This is a genomic window from Nocardia sp. CDC153 (assembly GCF_035818515.1).
Lineage (GTDB): Bacteria > Actinomycetota > Actinomycetes > Mycobacteriales > Mycobacteriaceae > Nocardia.
Map to the genome: position 1 here is coordinate 559,030 of NZ_JAYKYU010000005.1, position 18,580 is coordinate 577,609.

At 65.9% G+C, this 18,580-nt stretch carries 20 protein-coding genes and 2 tRNA genes; 9 read left to right on the forward strand and 13 right to left on the reverse strand.

Annotated features, from left to right (window positions below; genetic code table 11):
• Positions 1-64: 64 nt before the first annotated feature.
• The 3 genes from VMT65_RS29345 to VMT65_RS29355 all read right to left on the reverse strand — a co-directional run bounded on the left by VMT65_RS29345 (position 65) and on the right by VMT65_RS29355 (position 1,916).
• Positions 65-589, reverse strand: a complete 525-nt coding sequence (locus VMT65_RS29345) for a LysM peptidoglycan-binding domain-containing protein (protein WP_326311724.1) — start codon at positions 587-589, stop codon at positions 65-67.
• A gap of 111 nt (positions 590-700) precedes the next feature.
• On the reverse strand, positions 701-1,171 hold the full coding sequence (locus tag VMT65_RS29350) for an NUDIX hydrolase (protein WP_326311725.1): 471 nt from the start codon (positions 1,169-1,171) through the stop codon (positions 701-703).
• Between the two features lie 4 nt (positions 1,172-1,175).
• Positions 1,176-1,916, reverse strand: coding sequence for an XRE family transcriptional regulator (locus VMT65_RS29355; protein ID WP_326311726.1), 741 nt, complete (start codon positions 1,914-1,916; stop codon positions 1,176-1,178).
• Positions 1,917-2,208: 292 nt separating this feature from the next.
• On the opposite strand from VMT65_RS29355, the gene VMT65_RS29360 reads away from it, so the two are divergent.
• Positions 2,209-2,472, forward strand: coding sequence for a hypothetical protein (locus VMT65_RS29360; RefSeq protein ID WP_326311727.1), 264 nt, complete (start codon positions 2,209-2,211; stop codon positions 2,470-2,472).
• A gap of 84 nt (positions 2,473-2,556) precedes the next feature.
• A complete protein-coding gene (locus VMT65_RS29365) occupies positions 2,557-3,156 on the forward strand; it encodes a DUF5753 domain-containing protein (protein WP_326311728.1) in 600 nt (199 codons plus the stop codon).
• A gap of 84 nt (positions 3,157-3,240) precedes the next feature.
• Here VMT65_RS29365 and VMT65_RS29370 read toward each other — a convergent pair whose 3' ends face one another.
• Genes VMT65_RS29370 through VMT65_RS29385 form a run of 4 tightly spaced genes read right to left on the reverse strand, consistent with a single transcriptional unit; the run spans position 3,241 to position 6,043 of the window.
• On the reverse strand, positions 3,241-3,486 hold the full coding sequence (locus VMT65_RS29370) for a hypothetical protein (protein ID WP_326311729.1): 246 nt from the start codon (positions 3,484-3,486) through the stop codon (positions 3,241-3,243).
• Between the two features lie 55 nt (positions 3,487-3,541).
• A complete protein-coding gene (locus VMT65_RS29375; RefSeq protein ID WP_326311730.1) occupies positions 3,542-4,507 on the reverse strand; it encodes a DUF1152 domain-containing protein in 966 nt (321 codons plus the stop codon).
• 53 nt (positions 4,508-4,560) lie between these two features.
• Complete coding sequence (locus VMT65_RS29380; protein ID WP_326311731.1) at positions 4,561-5,391, reverse strand: hypothetical protein; 831 nt, start codon at positions 5,389-5,391, stop codon at positions 4,561-4,563.
• A gap of 58 nt (positions 5,392-5,449) precedes the next feature.
• Positions 5,450-6,043: a TetR/AcrR family transcriptional regulator gene (locus tag VMT65_RS29385; RefSeq protein WP_326311732.1), complete on the reverse strand. Its 594-nt coding sequence runs from the start codon at positions 6,041-6,043 to the stop codon at positions 5,450-5,452.
• Between the two features lie 115 nt (positions 6,044-6,158).
• Between VMT65_RS29385 and VMT65_RS29390 the strand changes: the two genes are divergently transcribed.
• Together VMT65_RS29390 and VMT65_RS29395 are read left to right on the forward strand one after the other, a co-directional pair.
• The gene (locus tag VMT65_RS29390; RefSeq protein WP_326311733.1) at positions 6,159-7,061 is read left to right on the forward strand and encodes an alpha/beta fold hydrolase; all 903 of its coding nucleotides are present in this window, start codon (positions 6,159-6,161) and stop codon (positions 7,059-7,061) included.
• Entirely contained in the window at positions 7,058-7,972 is a 915-nt protein-coding gene (locus tag VMT65_RS29395; RefSeq protein WP_326311734.1) for an alpha/beta fold hydrolase, read from the forward strand. Before VMT65_RS29390 ends, VMT65_RS29395 begins: the two co-directional genes overlap by 4 nt.
• On the opposite strand, the gene VMT65_RS29400 is transcribed toward VMT65_RS29395, so the two are convergent.
• Positions 7,927-8,754, reverse strand: a complete 828-nt coding sequence (locus tag VMT65_RS29400; protein WP_326311735.1) for a DUF1542 domain-containing protein — start codon at positions 8,752-8,754, stop codon at positions 7,927-7,929. The genes VMT65_RS29395 and VMT65_RS29400 overlap by 46 nt on opposite strands.
• A gap of 58 nt (positions 8,755-8,812) precedes the next feature.
• Positions 8,813-9,826 (reverse strand): GGDEF domain-containing protein, encoded by a 1,014-nt coding sequence (locus VMT65_RS29405; protein ID WP_326311736.1) that lies wholly within the window; start codon positions 9,824-9,826, stop codon positions 8,813-8,815.
• Between the two features lie 392 nt (positions 9,827-10,218).
• On the opposite strand from VMT65_RS29405, the gene VMT65_RS29410 reads away from it, so the two are divergent.
• The 4 genes from VMT65_RS29410 to VMT65_RS29425 all read left to right on the forward strand — a co-directional run bounded on the left by VMT65_RS29410 (position 10,219) and on the right by VMT65_RS29425 (position 12,541).
• Positions 10,219-10,289 (forward strand) — tRNA-Gly (locus tag VMT65_RS29410).
• Between the two features lie 41 nt (positions 10,290-10,330).
• Positions 10,331-10,407: transfer RNA gene (locus VMT65_RS29415), tRNA-Pro, on the forward strand.
• 241 nt (positions 10,408-10,648) lie between these two features.
• A complete protein-coding gene (locus VMT65_RS29420; protein ID WP_326311737.1) occupies positions 10,649-11,212 on the forward strand; it encodes a hypothetical protein in 564 nt (187 codons plus the stop codon).
• Positions 11,213-12,040: 828 nt separating this feature from the next.
• Positions 12,041-12,541, forward strand: a complete 501-nt coding sequence (locus VMT65_RS29425; protein ID WP_326311738.1) for a GNAT family N-acetyltransferase — start codon at positions 12,041-12,043, stop codon at positions 12,539-12,541.
• A gap of 6 nt (positions 12,542-12,547) precedes the next feature.
• Here VMT65_RS29425 and VMT65_RS29430 read toward each other — a convergent pair whose 3' ends face one another.
• From VMT65_RS29430 to pflB, 3 genes are all read right to left on the reverse strand, one after another.
• On the reverse strand, positions 12,548-13,228 hold the full coding sequence (locus tag VMT65_RS29430; protein ID WP_326311739.1) for a response regulator transcription factor: 681 nt from the start codon (positions 13,226-13,228) through the stop codon (positions 12,548-12,550).
• A 117-nt stretch (positions 13,229-13,345) separates the two neighbouring features.
• Complete coding sequence (gene pflA / locus VMT65_RS29435) at positions 13,346-14,095, reverse strand: pyruvate formate-lyase-activating protein (protein ID WP_326311740.1); 750 nt, start codon at positions 14,093-14,095, stop codon at positions 13,346-13,348.
• Positions 14,095-16,347 carry a formate C-acetyltransferase gene (gene pflB, locus VMT65_RS29440; RefSeq protein WP_326311741.1) on the reverse strand — a complete coding sequence of 751 codons (2,253 nt, stop codon included), beginning with the start codon at positions 16,345-16,347 and terminating at the stop codon, positions 14,095-14,097. Before pflB ends, pflA begins: the two co-directional genes overlap by 1 nt.
• 106 nt (positions 16,348-16,453) lie before the next feature.
• On the opposite strand from pflB, the gene VMT65_RS29445 reads away from it, so the two are divergent.
• Complete coding sequence (locus tag VMT65_RS29445) at positions 16,454-17,668, forward strand: GAF domain-containing sensor histidine kinase (RefSeq protein ID WP_326311742.1); 1,215 nt, start codon at positions 16,454-16,456, stop codon at positions 17,666-17,668.
• Between the two features lie 35 nt (positions 17,669-17,703).
• Here VMT65_RS29445 and VMT65_RS29450 read toward each other — a convergent pair whose 3' ends face one another.
• A complete protein-coding gene (locus VMT65_RS29450; protein ID WP_326311743.1) occupies positions 17,704-18,435 on the reverse strand; it encodes a hypothetical protein in 732 nt (243 codons plus the stop codon).
• Positions 18,436-18,580: the final 145 nt, after the last annotated feature.

The window sequence follows — 18,580 nt, forward strand, 5'->3', positions numbered from 1 at the left end:
GCCGTGCCGGGTCCGACCTGTGAGTGGTCCGGGCCCGGCACGGTGCTCTTCGATGCGGATTCGATCAGGGGATGTTCAGTACCTGACCGACATTGATCATGTCCGGATTGTCGAGGCCATTGGCTCGCACGATCTCCATGAAGCGGGCCCGGTCGCCGAGTTCGCGTTCGGCGATGGCTTCGAGGGTGTCTCCGGCCTGGACGGTGTAAGGATGTGGCCCCGCGCCCGCCGGTGCCGCCTCGCTCACCGGCATGGGCTTGTCGGTCTTGGTCTTGGTCGACCACACACCCTTGTCACCTGCGTAGACCACGACGTTCCGGTCCGGCTGCAAGGTCACCCGATCCGCGCCCTTGCCGTTCGTCCCGGACGACCACGCGGCACTGCCGTCCGACTTGTAGAGCACGAAATTGCCGTCGTCCTGCATGACGGCCCGCTGCACATCCTGGCCGTGCGTCCCCGACGCCCACACCTCGGCGCCCGCGTCCATCAACACCAGATTGCCGTCATTCTGCAAGGTCAGCGAATACGCGCCATTCTGCAGCGACTGACCCAGCCCAAGCTCCTCACCCACGCGCAACGTATCGCTCATGGCTGTTCCTTTCGAAGAAGGTTCGCTCGTCTGTCGATCAACTTCGCAGGTGGTGCACAAGCACCCGCCTAAACGGTACGCCTGCCCGGAAACGGCATTTCGCACCGGCGATCAGCCGAGGTATGGAGTGGAACGATTCTCCAAGTAATGGCTCAGCCTGAGACGCTGCGTGTGGTGCATGTCGAGACCGTCGAGATCGGCGGGTTCGACGAACCGCAGCTCAGTGGATTCATCGGAGATGGCGAGATCGCCACCGACGACCTGGGCCCGAAAACACACGTTGAATTGGCGGCGGACTTCGCCATCGCTATACGCGATGATGTGGCGGGGATCGGTGTACGTGCCGACGAGCCCGGTGATTTCGATATCGAGGCCGGTTTCTTCCTTGACTTCTCGCACAGCACACCCCGGGAGGCTGTCGGTAATCTCCATGCCGCCGCCCGGCAACGCCCACAAGCCGCTGTCAGCGCGCCGCTGGAGCAGAATGCGGCCCTCGTCGTCACAAACTACGGCGGACGCCGCAACCACGAGGCTGTTCGGCTTCGGTGCGGCGGGATCGTCGTAGAACTCGGTGCGCGCCATCGGCTTACCCTCCCACCGGCCGGGCAGTTTGCCAGACCGCATCGAAGCTGTTCGTATAGGTGTCGAACAGGCCCCCGTCGAGCGTACGGCGCAGGTGCCAGACGGGCGCACCGTAGGCATTCACACCCCATACATGAGCATTGACCAGAATGTCCTCGTCGCCGCGGTAGATGCTGTTGTACAGCGTCGTATCGTGCGTCCGCAGTTCGATGCCACGCACTTCCAGCAGCGGCCGATAATGCATCAGAGCCAGCCGACACCGGGACTCGATGCCATGCCCGAACTTCTCCTCGCTGCCACGCTGTTGCACGTTGGCACTATCGGAGTCACCTACGGCTATCCGTATTGCGCAGCCCGCCCGTGCCCGTTCGGCCAATAAGTCGTTGAGCCGCGGATACGCTTCGTGGAGGAAAATGGCCGCGTAGACGAGGATGTCGATGCGGTCGCACGCTGCCGCTAGAAGATTGACGAACACCGACGCTGGGACATCCGCCCGCTGGTCATAGAGGGCGATGAGTTCGGGGCTGACAGCGCGGGCGTTGCGCGTCTGCTGCAGGGCAGGCCACAGGGCGTGAACGTCTTCGCCGAGTGTTTCCGTGGCGTGAATCGCGGTGCGCCGTCGGGGGACACGACCGAGATTCACCCACCGCTCAACCGATTTCGGGTCTACCCCGGTCGCCTCGGCAAGACTCGCATGGGTCCATCCTCCGGCCGCCATGGCGGTCCGTAACCGCTCATTCGACATAGGGACGTTGTACACCTGTCGGGACGTCCCGAACTGGGAAACGTACGAGGTTCCACCGTCCCGATGCTCGACGAGACGCTGTGTGCAGCACGCGGCGGCGGGCAAGATGTCGGTCGATCCCGCCGCCGGGTGCGTCAACCGATCGAATCACTGTGACGGACAGGGGCGGACTATGAGGCATCGACCGGCGGCCCTCGGATACCTTCGAACCGACGTGTCCGGGGCAAGTCAAGTGTGGGATGAGCTCCAAATAAGGTCACTCGCAACAAAACTCGGCTACGACTTCTGCGGAATGATCGTCTACGACCCCCGAACCGAACGGCCGCCGCTCGCGCGGCTGAAAGGTCAGGCGACACGGCTCGACGCCGAAGCAGTCATCGTCCCTAATTCGAACCACTTCGACGGCGGTACTGTCCCGCGAGACCTCGTGCAGCAACTCGACGTCATCACCGTAGACCCACAAACCACCTACGCTCGCTGGTCCACTGGACTCGTGGAGACGAACGGACAAGGACACACCATCGGCGTGGAATGTCGAGGCATCGGCCAAATCTGAGGCGGGAAATGCGAAATAGCCCGCAGCCCTGGAATTTACGATCTACATGTCAGCATCACCACCAGCACATACAAGGCGGCGCCGATGCAGTACAACCCATGGCGGTCCACGTGCACCACGGGCCTCGCACCTCTGCAACGATCGATTCTGGCCGAGGAGGCGCAAACTCGGCTCATTCGGACTTGGCAACCGGATCTGGTCATCGGGCTTCTACAGACCGAGGCCTACGCGCATGCGATTCTGAGCGCCTGTATCGACGTGATCGAGGTTCCGAACGATGTCGATGGTGTGGTCGCGACTCGCCTCCATCGACAACGACTGCTCGACCAGGACGGGCACGAATTCCGCTTCCTGATGGGCGAATGGGTGCTTTACCGGACGGTCGGGAATCACAAGGTCATGGTCGAGCAACTCACCCACCTGCTCGACGTAATGACCAACCCACGCCTCAGTATCGGCATCGTGCCCCTCGGCGCCGAGTTCCGCGCGCCCGCACCAGGATTCGTACTACATGATGACGTGCGGGCATCGACCGAGTTGGTGGCAGGCGAGATCGTCATCGATGACCCGGAAGGCGTCGCGCTACATCTGAAGACGTTCGAAATCCTCACGAGCCAAGCCGTCTTCGAAGACCAGGCATCTCAACTGATAGCCAAAGCAAGGGAAATCCACCAGTCCAGCTGATCCCGCACCGCAAACTTGATGACGAGCATGCAATCGAGCAGGCATCGGCCGAGAAGACCCCTGCTCAATTGCATGCTCGTGGGATTACCAGCCCATGTCCTTGGCGACGGCTTCCTGGGCGGCGGCGATTTCCTCCTGGGTGCAGGATATGACGTCGTCGTCCGCTGCCCACTCGAATCGGCTGCACAGGTCAGCGAGGGCTTGTTTCTGGGCTGGATGCGTGATCGGGACGGTGTTCACGTCGGTGCTCATCAGCCAGTCGAAGAGGACGATCGCGTCGGCGCGCCAGAGTCTGATGTTGACGGTCGGAATGTCCTCATCGAGTGCCATGCCGGTCATCATGCCGGGGCCTCGAGGCTCGTCTGCTGATTTTTCGCGGGTCGGATCAGGCGGGGATGGGGCGGTGGGGGCGGAGGGGGATGGTGTCTCGGAAGGCTTCTATGGCTGCGGCTACCTCGAAAGGGGTTGTGGTGTTGGCGATTTCGGTGCGGTAGCGGACTCGAGCGGCGACGGCGGGGAGGTCGAAGGCCCAGACCAGGGACATCAAGGGGTTGATGAAGAGTTCGGTGGGCTTTTCGCGGGTGCGGGACAGGGAGTGGTGGTTGCCGAATTCGCCGCGGGCGGCGTCGGTGATGGAGGCGCAGACGATGCTTTCGCGGCCGGGGGTGTGGCGTTGGACCCAGTCGACGACGGAGAGCCAGGAGTCGACCGCGGGGATGCCGGGGAGGAGGGAGAAGACGCCGTGGTAGGCGCCGAGTTTGGCGAGGGCGGCGACGTTTTCGAGGAAGTGGGCGTGGCAGACGCCGTGGTAGGTGTCGACGCCGAAGCCGACGCAGACCGCCAGGCCGACCGGGAGGTCGAGGGCGTTCGCGGCCAGCAGGCTGGTGATGTCTTCGACCGGGGTGCCGAGTCCGGCCTCATCGCCGGTCATGAGGAGGTCGGTGCCGCCGTCGACGAGGACCACCGCGTCCAGGCGCAGTTCGCGGGCCAGCCACGCATAGGCGGCCCGGATATCGGCCGGGCCGCCCTTGCGGATGAGGTGCACCCGGTCCGGGTAGCCGTGGTCGCGCAACCAGGACGCGAGGTGCTTCTCGGGGAAGTAGGAGGCCGATCCGCCTGTGTCGGCGTCGATTTCGAACAGCCCCGGCGCCACCGGCCGCGCGTCGGTGCGAGCGACCGGCGTGAACGTGAGGTTCGCCAGGAAGACCGTCTTGCCGCGCTCCCAGAGCGAGAAGGCGACGGGCAGGCCGCTGAGCAGGTCGAAACCGCCTCCCGCACCGGCTATCAGGATGCGTTCACTGTCCCGGAGGCGGTGCAGGAGCGGTGTGTCAAACAGGGTGAGCGTGGCCATCCGCCGAAGTATTCAGTACCTGTCGCGGCATCGCGCACCCATTTGCACGGTGGTCAGGGGCGGGTCCAGAGCTGGGCGCTGTCGGTCAGGTTCCACCAGGAGACGTAATGGGGGTCCTGGGATGCCAGCTGCCATTCGGAGTCCAGAGCGTCGAAAAAGGCTTCGTCGCCGGTCTTCCCGCCGCGGGACTCGCCGATGTAGACGAGGTGGTCGCCGCCCGCGCGGGTGAATTCGGCGAGGACCGTGGACGACATGTGATTGCCCCAGCCGGGCGGCCAGCACAGAAGCAGGGTCCGTCCGTTCAGTCCGGCATTGTGGGCGGCGTGAGTCAGGTTGGGGCTCACCGGATGCCACAGAGTTCGCTGGCCGCGGGCGGTGGGGAAGGACGGGTTCGGGGCGATGCCGGGAGGCTCGCAGTCGTAGGCGTGGACGGTCAGGCCCGCACGGGTGAGCTGGGCGGCCCAATAGCCCCGGCCCGCACCGATTTCCGTGAGGGCACGGCCGCCGCAGACATCGACCAGCCAACCGATCGTCTCGGGCGCGGGGATCGCGTACGCGTAGGCCGATTGCAGGATCGTCTGGGCGAAGGCGAGTCTCGCGCTGCCGGACACCCGGCCACCGTTCACGACCCGCCGACGTGCGAACTCGGACACGGCCGGACTGACGATGTCCCAGTACGGATTGTCCGACTCGCCGCCGGTCAGATAGTGCACGAGTCCGAGGTCGAAGGCCGCGTCGGCGCGTTCGTCTCCGGTGCCCGGTAGCCGGGAGGCGGTGTCGAGATACTCGGCGACCCTGGGGAATTCGAGACGCAGGCGCGCCTCGTCCTCGAGCAGGGCGGACAGTTCGGTCCGGCGTTGCGGCGTGAGCACCAGGTCCGTCACCCGATCGATTGTGCGGCCATCGCCTCGAATCCTCTGGCGTGTTGGTGCATTCCGGTGTCTAGGCGCGTAGACCGTTGATCAAGGCCAGGACCACGGGTTCGGTTTGAATTCGCGCGGCTTCCGGATCCTCGGCATTGGCGATGAACATGGCCGCCTCGCCCAGGGCGGACAGGATGATCAGGGCCAGCGGACGGATATCGAGATCGGCGCGCAGCACCCCCGCCTGGATCCCGGATTGCAGGCCCGCCACCACCAGACCCAGGCCGTACTTCTCGTCGACCTCTCGCCACTCCTGCCAGCCGAGCACCGACGGCGCGTCGATCAACGTGATGCGCACCCGCTCGGGATCCACGCACGACAGCAGGAAGTTGTGCAGCCCGGCCTCGAGCACGGCGAGCGGATCGGTCGGCGCGACCTGGGCCATGGTCTCGCCGACCTGCTGCAGGATCTCCTGCTGGACCTGCTCGTAGACCGCCCGGAACAGGTCCTTCTTGTCCTTGAACTGGTGATACATCGCGCCGCGGGAGCTGCCCGCGCGCTGCACGATCTCGGGGGTGCCGACGGCCGCGTAGCCGCGCTCGGCGAACAGTTCGCGCGCGGCGGCGATCAAGGTCGCGCGGGTCGACTCGGATCGTTCGGCTTGCCTGATCATCGACACCTTTCTGGGCTCGGTGGGTGGATCGTATCGCGAAGCCATTGAAAACAGGCAGCCTGTTTGTTAGTTTGGAATCCTCTTCACCGTCTCTGCTCCAAAGGGAGTCATCCAGATGACGAACACCATCAGCCCCGAATCCCCCGCCGCCTGGCGTGATCCCGCCCTCGGCACCCGACGCCAGCTCACCCTGCCGCAAGGCACGCTGACCGTATTCGACAGCGGCAGTGGCGATCCCGTGGTCTTCGTGCACGGATTGCTGGTCAACGCCAACCTGTGGCGCAAGGTCATTCCTTCGCTGTCACGCGAATATCGCTGTGTGGCAATCGATCTGCCGTTCGGCTCACACACCACCGCCATGCCCGACGCCGACCTGACCGCACCCGGTCTGGCGCAGCTGGTCATCGCGGCCATCGGGAAACTCGACCTGGGCCCGGTCACGTTGGTGGGCAACGATTCCGGCGGCGCGGTGAGCCAGCTGGTCGTCGACGCCCGCCCCGATCTGGTCGCCCGCCTGATCCTGACCTCCTGCGACGCCTACGAGAACTTCCCGCCACCGTTCTTCAATTTCGTCGGACTCGCCGCCCGAACCCCCGGTGGCCTCACCTCGCTGGCGTTGAGCATGCGCTTGCGCGCGGTGCGTCGCCTCCCCATCGCCTACGGCTGGCTGACCCGAGGTCCGCTCGACCGTGCCGTCGGGGACTCGTATGTCCTGCCGGTGAGTACCAAGGCCATTCGCGAGGATGTCCGCCGCGCGATCGGCGGCCTCGACAGCAAGTACACCCTCGCCGCCGCAAAGACTTTCGCCGATTTCCACAAGCCCGTGCTGCTCGCCTGGTCGGCGGGCGATCGATTCTTCCCGGATCGCTACGCCGAGCGCCTGGCCGCCGATTTCCCCGACGCCCGCATCGAGTGGATTCACGATTCACGCACCTTCTCGCCCGAGGACCAGCCCGCACAGCTGGCCACCGCGATCACCACCTTCCTCGACGCGACCCGCGCCGAGAGCCCGCGATGACCGTGCGCGAGCTGCCCCACCTCGCCGACGTCGAACACCGCTTCATCGACGTCGGCGGGTTGCGGACGCATGTGGCACTGGCGGGTGGCGGGGAGCCGCTGGTGCTGCTGCACGGCTGGCCGCAGCACTGGTGGCAGTGGCGGCACATGATCGGCCCACTGGCACAACACTTTCGGGTCATCTGCCCGGATCTGCGCGGGCTCGGCTGGACCGACGCCCCGCCGAACGGGTATCGGCCCGCGGTGATGGCCGACGACATCGCGGGCCTGCTCGACGAATTGGGCGTCGACCGGTTCCGCGCCATTGGCCACGACTGGGGCGGGCTGGTGGGATATCTACTGGCGCTGCGCTTTCCGGAACGCATGCGGCACTACATCGCCATCAATACGGCGAGCCCGTTCCTGCGTCCGACCCCGCGCGTGTTGGCCGACGGCGTCCGCCTCTGGCACATCGCGGCCAATGCCGCACCGTTGGTGGGTCCGCTGCTCGCGGCGCACACGATTCCGGATTGGGCGCTGCGTCATTGGACCTACCGGTCGGCGACCATGACATCCGAGGACCGGGCGATCTTCCTGACTCAGTTCGAGGAACCCGCCCGAGTCGCGGCGACCGTCAGCTACTACCGCAATCTCATCACCCACGAAATACCGCTGCTGCTGTCAGGTCAGTACCGCTGGTCTCGGCTGCGGGTTCCGACACTGATCCTCGCGGGCAATCGGGATCCGCTGCTCCCGGTCACCGCCACGCGCGAATTCGGTTCGCTGGCAACCGATATCCGCGTCGAGGTGTTCGACGAGGTCGGGCACTTCCCCGCGACCGAGCAGCCGGAGCGGGTCGTCGAGCGGGCGATGGAGTTCTTCGGCTATCAGAAGTCGCTGTCGAATCCGTCGAAGCCACCGAAATCGCCGTAGTCACCGAAGTCCTGGCCGCCGAGGTCGACACCGGGGTCGATGCCGCCCTGGTCGTATCCGGGGTCGTAGCCGCCCTGGTCGTAGCCGCCGTCGGCATACCCGCCGTCGGCGGCGTCCAGGCCCGCCTGATAGCCGTCGCCGTAACCGTTTTCGAAAGCGGCGGCGTCGTAGCCGACACCGGACATACCGGTGAAGAGGGAGTTGAACAGCATCGCGGACCCGACACCCCAGGCACCGGCGATGAGGGCGGGCTTCCACCACGGCTCGGAGTACCAACCGGCCGGGACCGGACGGCCCGCGACCCGGCCGCCCGGGTAGTAGTTCGGGGTCGCCGTCGAGGGCGTCGGCGAGGCTTCGATGCGTCGCCCGTCGAAGTCGATGGACCGGTCCTCGGTCACCCGACCGGCACTGCGCTGCCCGTCGAGCTCGGGAACCGCGGGACCGGGATCCATACCCATGGCGGTGCGCGCGGCGCTCACGTAGTAGAGCCCTTCCAGCGCGGTCTCTTTCGCGAGTCGAGCCTGCGCCGGGGTGGTGGCCTGCTCGATCTGCGAACCCGCCGCGTTGAACCGCTCACCGGCGTCGGCCAGCGCCTGCTTGGACGCCGCGTCGGTGCCATTGAGGTTGTAGACCTGCCCGCCGAGCCGTTCGATCACCCGGCGCGCATCGGCCTTCGCGTCCTCGAGCTGGGTGTTCGAGCGTGAGCGTTGCGCGCGGTTGACCGCCACCACACCCAGCAGGACGACAACCATGACAATGAGCAGTACGACGACCGTGGCCATGCGACCAGCCTACGCAGCAAATTCGCCAACAAGTTGCCAAGCGCTGTGAGCTAGGCGATTATCCGGCCACCGCCGCAAAGCGCGCTTCGCGGCGACCTGGATCAACCTCCTCTTCGTCCAGCTCCGATACCGCGAACTGGCGTTTGCCAGCGGTTTTCGCCGAATACATGGCTCGATCGGCGCTGCGCAGCAGATCCGAGAAGTCGCAGTCCCGCCCGGGCGGGCAGAAGGCGGTGCCGACACTCGCCGACGCCGGAACCGGACCCGCGGCCGTGTGCACCGGCTCGCACAGCGCGGACAGCACCCGCATGGCCAACTCGCCGAGGGTATTGCGGCGCGCCGGCAGCGCGACCACGAACTCGTCGCCGCCGTAGCGCGCGATCACGCTCTCGGCGGGACAGACCGCGCGCAGCCGTTGGGCGATGGTGACCAACACCTCGTCGCCGACCGTGTGGCCGTAGTTGTCATTGATCTGTTTGAAGTCGTCGAGATCGATGAGCAGCAGGCCGACGCCGCGCGCCGGATCGGTCGACATCACCCGCACGCGTTCCTGCAGCAGCGAGCGATTGGCGAGATCGGTGAGCACGTCATGGGTGGCCTCGTGCCGCAACCGAGTCTGCAGCGCCGCGATCTCCTGCACCCGCACCGACACCGCCTCCGACAGGCTGCGCTCCTGCTGCGCGAGGGCGCGCTGCTGCAATGCCTCGGCATAGGCGTCGATGGCTTGGCTGGCGATGAACGACCAGCGGGTAGCGATCAGCGAACCGCGCATGCCCGGCGACAGCCCGAGCAGCGCGCGGCTGGCCGGGGCGAGCATGCGGGTGCGGTCGAACGGAGACTCGGCCAGGCTGCGACCGATGCGGCGGGCGGCCTGCACCGGAAACGGTTCGGACCCGGCCAATTCGAGCAATTCATCGATGACCCGGCCGAAGATGCGCTCGAGTTCATCGGCGGGAACCGCGGGCGAATGCCCCAGCGCGGCGCTGCTCGCGCCCGGGTGCACGGACCGCACCCATTCCCGAATGGTGGCCGCCACGACGGCGGAGGTTCGAGTATCGACGCGGATGGGCATGCGCGCTCACCCTGCGTACGTGCTGTCGGGGCCGACTGCGCCGCCGGTCCTACCCTGTGGATCGAGCTCACTACTACGCGGTCGGCCACACCTGAGGTGCATGCTCACCGCCCCCTTTCCGATACCCCCGTCCGGACAAAAAGGATCCTAGCAAGCCACCCGACATCGAAAACCCCTGATTCAGAACAGGTTCCCGCTGTCTCGCGAATGGCGATCGCATGGCTCATCGCTACGGCGACGGCGGTGTTACACCCGGTTTCGGCATGTTTTCCACGACTCGCCGAACGCGCCGCGCGACCTGCCGCGACGTGCGGCTACAGGGGCGGATTGGCATTCCGGGAGTGAGGTTCGGTACAGTGCTCAACGCACGCGGCATCCACGGATGCGGTGATGCGGGTGTAGTTCAATGGTAGAACCTCAGCCTTCCAAGCTGATGGTGCGGGTTCGATTCCCGTCACCCGCTCTTGTCCCGCCCCTCAGCGGGAGCGTTCACCGAACGCGTAACGGGGTGTAGCGCAGCTTGGTAGCGCATCCGCTTTGGGAGCGGAGGGTCGCAGGTTCAAATCCTGTCACCCCGACCATCTTTCGGCTCTTCCATCCCAGGTCAGGGCTTTATCACCTTCCAGCGCAACAAGACTGGACTGTCCGTTTCTGCCCGGCAATGCCCGCGATTGTCCGATCCTTATCGCATGTAGATCGCACGGCGGTGGTGTAGCCAAATCTGTATCCAATCGGATGCGATCCACTGCCCCGTGTTCGTGTGCGGGTGGGGCATCGGCAAGCCATCCTTGGTTCCGACAGGTTCTCGACTACGGTGCTCGCATGTTTGTACCGATCTCACCAGCGCCGTTCGTTGGCCCGGTATGGCAGTGGTGGCAAGGACGGCGGGCGCCGGTCTGTGGCTGGAACTTCCGTCTTGATCGCCCGGAGGAGGTCAACGGCGGACGGATGGAGGCTTCCATCTCCATGAGATTCATCGGGGCGGGTGAAGCGTATGAGGTGCAACCGCGAATCTGGGCAGACGGCAAGTGCAAGAAGCATCTCGATGGCCCGACGCGACTGGCCAAGATGACGTGTGAGTCCGATCCGCTCGTCGTGTACATCAACTACGAGTTTCCGCAGGGAGACGGGCCTTGGATTGGCGTCTCCTGGGTCGAACCGACCAAGTACGGCGCAGTCGAGCAGGCCGCCCGACAGAGCGTCACAACGATGCAGTTCGAGCGCTGGCAGTGGCACCGCAAGCGGAACCTCTGGCGGGGTCCAAATACCGCGCCCAAAGGTGAATGGTCCGTGATTCCGGTTGTAACGACCCGGAAGACATTCAAAGTTCCGCCATCGTTGGATCTGGCGATGACTCCCGAGATCCCCGGGGCGACGTCCAGCTGATGTGCGTTAAATGACCACAGATGGCCCTGGGGTGGTCGGGTGTGCGCCGAAGCGGGCAGGTACCCCGCCTGCCCCTAGGGCCTGCCTTTCTCGCGCAGAGGCTCGCGGGTCAAGGGTGACCGAAGGTCATCGCATAGCGACGTGACGAAGGAGCGCCCTTGAGGCGTGAGTGGCGCGGGAACACAATGCAGGTCCGATCACCCCAAGGCCACGCATCCGGAGGATGCGCAGTACTTTCCAAAAGCGCTGGCGGGCGGCTGTGCAGCGACGTGCGGCGCGTCGCCGGGCGCGCGCAAGCGCGCCCCTTGAGTCTGAATAGCCAAATTCGGCAACGATCCTCGGAAGGAGGTGTTGATGGCGGCCGGGACCCGGAGAGGCATGGACCGCCGCCTCCAAAAGCACCCGAATGCTCTCCTCAGCTGTGGGGCACCGGAAGGGGTTTCGGAACCACTGAGATCGGCTCCAGGTGCGGCTGCCCCGCATTTGCCCTTCCCCTAGCGGGCAGGCCCAGTGGCCGCTCAAATCCTGTCACCCCGACCATCTTTCGGCTCTTTCATCCCCACCAGCATGCAATTGAGCAGGGGTCTTCTCGGCCGATAGCTGCTCGATTGCATGCTCGTGGTTTTTTCTCAGCGGGGGTTGGGGTGGTTTTTGTTGGAGCCGGCTCGGAGGGAGCGGAGGATTAGCCAGCAGATGAAGATGGCTATGGCGAGGGCGGCTATGAGGATGAGGATGCCTGTCATGGGAACCTTCGCGCTTGCGTTGGGTGGGTTCTCGATCGGGGGCTAGCACTGACACCGTAGTGCGGGTGGGGCGCAGAATGGGCGGGTGGTGTGGATCGTGGGGGTGGAGGCGTTCGATTCGGCGGTTGCTCGTGGGCTGTGGCGGGCGTATTACACCGAGGTGAGTGATCGGTGGTATCTGGCTCGGGGTGGGGTGGGTACGGAGCCGGGGGAGCTCGAGCGGGGGATCGCGGCAACCAGTGGGAGCGAGCTTGCGCCGCCTGGTGGGCGGTTGCTGGTTGCTTGGTACGACGGGAAGGCGGTGGGGACCGCGGGGGTCCGGTTGTTGGATACGACCACGGCCGAACTCACTCGGGTGTTCCTGCAGAAGTGGGTGCGTGGGAAGGGTGGTGCCGCCCTGCTCGTGGCGGCGGCCGAGGAGGCTGCCCGGGAGTTGGGGGCCACGCGGATGGTGCTCGATACCCGGAGTGATCTGGTCGAGGCGCGTGGTCTCTACAAGCGGTTGGGATATCTGGAGACCCAGCCGCACAACGACTCTCGCTATGCCGAGCATTGGTTCTCCAAGAGGCTCGACGCCGGCGCGTAGGCCGGGCTAGCGGACGCCGTCGGCCCAGTTGTCGCCGTGTTCGTGGCGGAGATGCTCGGCCAGGATGGCGGCTTGGGAGCGGCGGGCCAGGCCGAGTTTGGACAGGAGGGCGGAGACGTAGTTGCGGACCGTCTTCTCCGAGAGGTAGATCTTGCCCGCGATCTCCTTGTTGGACAGGCCCTGGCCGATGTGGAGGAGGATCTGCTTCTCGCGTTCGGTGAGGTCCACGTCGGCCAGCGGGTTGGCGGGGGTGCGCTGTTGCAGGCGTGCGGTGACCTCGGCGGCGGTGCGGGGGTCGATGAGCGATTCGCCCGCGGCGACCCGGCGGATGGCGTCGATCAGTTGGGGGCCGCGAAGTTGTTTCAGGACATAGCCTTTGGCGCCGGCCAGCACCGCGCCCAGCAGCGCCTCGTCGTCGGAGAAGGACGTCAGCATCAACACGTTGAGGTCGGGGATCTCGGAGATCAGGTCGCGGCAGACGGTGACGCCGTCGCCGTCCTCGAGGCGGACGTCGAGAACCGCGACGTCGGGGCGGACGGCGGGGACGCGGCGCAGCGCCTCGGCGGCGGAACCGGCCTCGCCCGCGACCTCGATATCGCCCTCGGCCTCGAGCAGGTCCTGCAGGCCGCGGCGCACGATCTCGTGGTCGTCGAGTAGGAAGACTCGGATCTTGGCTGAGTTGTCCACGGTGATCATCCTCGCAGGTGGTCGGGTCGAATCGGGGTAAGCGAACGCGGCGGGTGGCGGTCCGAAACCTCCGCCATCCGCCGCGTCCATTCCCTGTTTCCTTGTCCCCGACAAGGTCTAGTAGGCCGTCAGGCCCGCGTCCCGGAAAATATCCCGTGCTCGTTCGACCTGCTCGGTGGTCGGTGTCGGGGTATCGGCGAGCACGAAACGGCGGTTGAGCGCCTCCCATTTGGACTGGCCCAGCGTGTGGAACGGGAGCACATCCACCCGTTCGATATTGCCGAGCCCGCCGGCGAACCCGGCCACCGCCCCGATCTCCTCGATCGGGTCGGTGAGGCCGGGGACCAGCACATACCGCAGCCACACCCGCTTGCCGCGACGGGCGAGCCGATTGGCGAAATCCAGGGTCGGCGCCAGGTCGCGGCCGGTGAGCCGACGGTAGGTCTCGGGCTGTCCGGCCTTGATATCCAGCAACACCAGGTCCGTGGCTGCGAGCAGCTCATCGGACGCCAGGCGCCCCAGGTAGCCGGAGGTATCGAGGGCGGTGGACAGTCCGAGACCTTGGAACCCCTGCAGCAGCGAGGTCGCAAACAGAGGCTGCTGCAGCGGTTCCCCGCCGCTGATGGTCGCGCCGCCGCCGGAGGCGCGGATGAACGGCACGTATTTGGCCGCCTCCATGAGCACGTCGTCGACGCTCATCGGAGTTCCGTTGCTGCGCAACCAAGTATCGGGATTCTGACAGTAGAGGCAGCGGAGGGGGCAGCCGCTGAGGAAGGTGACGAAGCGGGTGCCCGGCCCGTCCACCCCGGTGGAGATGTCCCAGGAGTGGACGGACCCGGTGAGGGTCGGAGCCAGGACCGCGGTCATCACAGGCTCGCGTGGAAGGTGCGGTTGATGACGTCGAGCTGCTGCTCGCGGGTCAGGCGGACGAAGTTCACCGCGTAGCCCGAGACGCGAATCGTCAACTGCGGGTAGTTCTCCGGGTGCTCCATGGCGTCCAGCAGGGTGTCCTGGTTGAGGACGTTGACGTTCATGTGGAAGCCATTGGTCGCGATGTATCCGTCCAGCACGCCCACCAGGTTGGTGATGCGCTCGTCGGCGCTGCGGCCCAGACCCTGCGGCGTCACCGTGGTGGTGAGCGAAATGCCGTCCGTCGCATGCTCGTAGGGCAGCTTGGCGACCGACATGGCCGAGGCCACGATGCCGTGGGTGTCGCGGCCGTTCATCGGGTTCGCGCCCGGGGAGAACGGCTCGCCGTCGCGACGGCCGTCGGGGGTGTTGCCGGTCTTCTTGCCGTACACCACATTCGAGGTGATGGTCAGCACCGACTGGGTGTGCTCGGCATTGCGGTAGGTCGGGTACATGCGGACCTTCTGCATGAACCGCTCCACCAGTTCGGCGGCAATGGAGTCGACGCGGTCGTCATTGTTGCCGTACTTGGGGAAGTCGCCCTCGATCACGTAATCGACCGCGAGACCGGTCTCGTCGCGCACCGGGGTCACCTTGGCGTACTTGATCGCCGACAGCGAATCGGCCGCCACCGCCAGACCGGCGATACCGCAGGCCATGGTGCGGCGAATATCCAAGTCGTGCAACGCCATTTCGATGCGCTCGTAGGCGTACTTGTCGTGCATGTAGTGAATCACGTTGAGCGCGTGCACATACGTCTTGGCCAGCCAGTCCATCAGCTTGTCCATGGCAGCGTCGACCTCTTCGTAGTCGAGCACCTCGGAGGTGATGGGCTCGAAGCCGCGTGCGACGACCTTGCCCTTCTTCTCGTCGCGACCGCCGTTGATGGCGTACAGCAGCGTCTTGGCGAGATTGACTCGCGCGCCGAAGAACTGCATCTGCTTGCCGACCTCCATGGCGGAGACACAGCAGGCGATGGCGGTGTCGTCGCCGTAGCGCGGCCGCATCAGCTCATCCGACTCGTACTGGATGGAGCTGGTGTCGATGGACACCTTGGCGCAGAAGCGCTTGAAGCCGTCCGGAAGCGCGGGCGACCAGAACACGGTCAGGTTCGGCTCGGGGGCCGGGCCCAGGTTGTAGAGGGTCTGCAAGTAGCGGAAGCTGGTGCGGGTCACCAGCGGTCGGCCGTCGGAGCCGATGCCGCCGATGGACTCGGTCACCCAGGTCGGGTCGCCGGAGAACAGCTCGTCGTATTCGGGGGTGCGCAGGAAGCGCACGATGCGCAGCTTGATGACGAAGTCGTCGACCAGTTCCTGGGCGCGCTCCTCGGTGATCAGGCCCTCGGCCAGGTCACGCTCGAGGTAGATGTCCACGAAGTTGGCGGTCCGGCCCAGCGACATGGCCGCGCCGTTCTGCTCCTTGACCGCGGCCAGGTAGGCGAAGTACAGCCACTGGATGGCCTCCTGCGCAGTGGAAGCGGGCTTGGAGATGTCGTAGCCGTAGGCGGCGGCCATCTCCTTCAGCTCGTTCAGCGCGCGGATCTGTTCGCTGACTTCCTCACGGCGACGGATGGTTTCGTCATCGGCCCACAGATCCTCGAGCGCGAGGTGGTCGGCCTTCTTGCCCTCGATGAGCTTGTCCACGCCGTAGAGGGCGACACGGCGGTAGTCGCCGATGATGCGGCCGCGGCCGTAGGCGTCCGGCAGGCCGGTCACGATGCCGGCGCTGCGGGCGGCGCGAATATCGGCGGTGTAGGCGTCGAAGACGCCGTCATTGTGGGTCTTGCGGTACTTGGTGAAGATCTCGGCGACCTTCGGGTCCTCCTCCACGCCGTACGCGGCGAGGCTGGACTGCACCATGCGGTAGCCGCCGTAGGGCATGATGGCGCGCTTGAGCGGGGCATCGGTCTGCAGGCCGACGATGAGCTCGTTGCCCTCGTCGATGTAGCCCGGCTTGTGGGCGGTGATGGTGGAGGGGGTGTGCTGGTCCACGTCGTAGATGCCGCGCTCGCGCTCGGCGGGGAACATGGCGCTCAGCTTGTCCCAGATGCCCAGGGTGCGGGCGGTGGGTCCGGCCAGGAAGCTGCCGTCGCCCTCGTAGGGCGTGTAGTTCTGCTGAATGAAGTCGCGCACGTCGATGGCGTCTCGCCATAGGCCGCCTTTGAATCCGGTCCAGGCTTCGGTGCGCGGCTCGGTTCCGATCATCGTCATTGTGTGACTCCTCAATCAGCCGAAAGGTTCGATTTCATGCTTCTCCCCGGCGACACCCGGCCACAGAGACAAATGTCCCCATGTTGCTGGTGGGTAGCCTTTGGTCATGTCCGAGGAGTCGTGGGGTGTCGTTCCGAATGAGCTGCGGGAGCTGACCGCGCCGGGGGAGCGGCTGCATGACCTGGTCGAGGCCGTGTACGCGGTGGTTTCCGATCTGGATGTGGATCTGGTGCTGCGGCAGCTGGTGTCCGCGGCGGTTCGGCTGGTCGATGCCGAATACGGTGCGTTGGGATTGCTGGAACCGGATGACGGGTCCGGTGAGCGACGGATGGCGCAGTTCGTGCCGGTCGGGATGGACGAGGCGACCATTCGGCGGATCGGGCACTGGCCGAGCGGGCTGGGCGTGCTCGGGGTGGTGTTGTCCGGGGAGGATCCGGTGCGACTGGACGATCTCACCCGGCACCCGGCCTTCCTGGGCTGGCCCGCCGGGCATCCCACGATGGGGAGCTTCCTCGGGGTGCCCGTGCGCTATCGGGGGCGAGTGCTGGGGGACCTCTATCTCGCCAACAAGCGTGGCGGGCGCGCGTTCACCGATGAGGACGAGCGGATCATCGAGGCGTTGGCCGTGATTGCCGCCACCAAGATCACCAATGTCCGCATGTACGATCAGGTCCAGCGCGATACCGTTCGGCGACAACAGGATTCGGCCAAGATCGCCGTCATGGAGGACCGTGATCGCATCGCGCGTGATCTGCACGACTCGGTGATTCAGCGCATCTACGCCTCGGGTCTGGCGCTGCAGGGCGCGCTGCGCATGCAGCCCGCGCCCGATATCGCCGACCGCCTCGAACGCGTAGTGGCCGATCTGGACGACACCATCCAGGACATTCGCGGCACGATCTTCTCGCTGCAGTCGACGAACGGGGGACAGGATGGATTACGCAGTGCCATCACCGAATTGGTGACCACCGCCGCCCGCCACCTGGGCTTCACCCCGAATCTGCGCCAGGACGGGCCGATCGACACCCTCGTTCCGCCCGAGACGGCTCGCCAGGCCCTGGCGGTGCTGCGGGAATCGCTGTCCAATACCGTCCGGCACGCCGACGCCACCCGCATCGACGTCGCCGTCACCGCCGCCCGCGGTGAGCTGCGAATCTCGGTGGCGGACAACGGCGTCGGCGTGGGTGACGCGCCGCGGCGCGGTGGGCTGCGCAATATCGCGGAGCGGGCCACCGAGCTCGACGGCGTGGTGGAGATCGGGCTGGGACTCGACGGGCGCGGGACGACCGTGGTGTGGCGCGTGCCGATACCAGAGGCCTGACCCGAACCCGTTGTCTGCGTGCGGTTTCGGCGGGATCAGTTGCTCGGCGCGGGCTGGGGCGCGGCGGGCTGCGGGGCGGGGGTGGTCTTGTCGGCCCACCGGGTCGTACCGTCCGGTGCCTGCAAGGTCGTGAGCAGGTCGATGCCGGAGGCGATGAGGGTCGGGCCGCCCAGGGCGATGGTGCCGATGATGCCGCCGACCGTCGCGCCCGTGAGGAATCCGGCGACACAGCCCGCCATGATGGTGGCCACGCAGCCGACGGTCGCGCCCAGGGCCGTGCCGACGAAGGTGCCGATGGTGGTGGCCAGACCGAACTGGGTGGTGAAGTAGCTCAGGGCGCGGTCGTCCTCGGTCTTGGAGGCGACGGGTTTGACGGTGATGGGGTCGGTGAGCGTCAGGCCGGCGGGCTTGTCGGGGGTGAGGGCCAAGACGCTGCCGTCCTGGCGCAGTTCGGGTTTGACGGGGATGTCGACCGGGCCCAGGCGGAAGCGCAGCGGCAGGGTGAGCAGGACCTTGCCGGTGGCGTCCTTCAGGTTCACGACGTCGAGCTTGGCCGGATCGGAATCGGGGGAGGCGGTCAGGTCGAAGGTGCCGCCCTTGAGGGTGGTGACGACCGTCTTGTCGACGAGCTTGGTGGAGTACACCAGGCCGGGCGAGTCGGGGGCGGGTGTCGCGGGCTGGGCGTGAACCACCGATAGTGCGACCGCCTGGACAATAAGTGCGGCGGTCACCAGGGTGGCAGTCGCGGAGACGTTGCGAAACGACATGCGCTATCCATTCCGTCATCAGGTGTGGGCCGATCCGAATCTCGGAGCTTAATGGAATTCGTATGTTCCGAATAGGTTTCGGGTGTAAGCGGCCGATGGGAATTGTTCGTCCGATATTGGGAATTAATCCGAAACATCCGGTTTG

Coding starts and splice junctions, on each gene's coding strand:
- VMT65_RS29345 (WP_326311724.1), bottom strand. CDS start 589: ATGAGCGATACGTTGCGCGTGGGTGAGGAGCTTGGGCTGGGTCAGTCG.
- VMT65_RS29350 (WP_326311725.1), bottom strand. CDS start 1,171: ATGGCGCGCACCGAGTTCTACGACGATCCCGCCGCACCGAAGCCGAAC.
- VMT65_RS29355 (WP_326311726.1), bottom strand. CDS start 1,916: ATGTCGAATGAGCGGTTACGGACCGCCATGGCGGCCGGAGGATGGACC.
- VMT65_RS29360 (WP_326311727.1), top strand. CDS start 2,209: ATGATCGTCTACGACCCCCGAACCGAACGGCCGCCGCTCGCGCGGCTG.
- VMT65_RS29365 (WP_326311728.1), top strand. CDS start 2,557: ATGCAGTACAACCCATGGCGGTCCACGTGCACCACGGGCCTCGCACCT.
- VMT65_RS29370 (WP_326311729.1), bottom strand. CDS start 3,486: ATGGCACTCGATGAGGACATTCCGACCGTCAACATCAGACTCTGGCGC.
- VMT65_RS29375 (WP_326311730.1), bottom strand. CDS start 4,507: ATGGCCACGCTCACCCTGTTTGACACACCGCTCCTGCACCGCCTCCGG.
- VMT65_RS29385 (WP_326311732.1), bottom strand. CDS start 6,043: ATGATCAGGCAAGCCGAACGATCCGAGTCGACCCGCGCGACCTTGATC.
- VMT65_RS29390 (WP_326311733.1), top strand. CDS start 6,159: ATGACGAACACCATCAGCCCCGAATCCCCCGCCGCCTGGCGTGATCCC.
- VMT65_RS29395 (WP_326311734.1), top strand. CDS start 7,058: ATGACCGTGCGCGAGCTGCCCCACCTCGCCGACGTCGAACACCGCTTC.
- VMT65_RS29400 (WP_326311735.1), bottom strand. CDS start 8,754: ATGGCCACGGTCGTCGTACTGCTCATTGTCATGGTTGTCGTCCTGCTG.
- VMT65_RS29405 (WP_326311736.1), bottom strand. CDS start 9,826: ATGCCCATCCGCGTCGATACTCGAACCTCCGCCGTCGTGGCGGCCACC.
- VMT65_RS29420 (WP_326311737.1), top strand. CDS start 10,649: ATGTTTGTACCGATCTCACCAGCGCCGTTCGTTGGCCCGGTATGGCAG.
- pflA (WP_326311740.1), bottom strand. CDS start 14,095: ATGACCGCGGTCCTGGCTCCGACCCTCACCGGGTCCGTCCACTCCTGG.
- pflB (WP_326311741.1), bottom strand. CDS start 16,347: ATGACGATGATCGGAACCGAGCCGCGCACCGAAGCCTGGACCGGATTC.
- VMT65_RS29445 (WP_326311742.1), top strand. CDS start 16,454: ATGTCCGAGGAGTCGTGGGGTGTCGTTCCGAATGAGCTGCGGGAGCTG.
- VMT65_RS29450 (WP_326311743.1), bottom strand. CDS start 18,435: ATGTCGTTTCGCAACGTCTCCGCGACTGCCACCCTGGTGACCGCCGCA.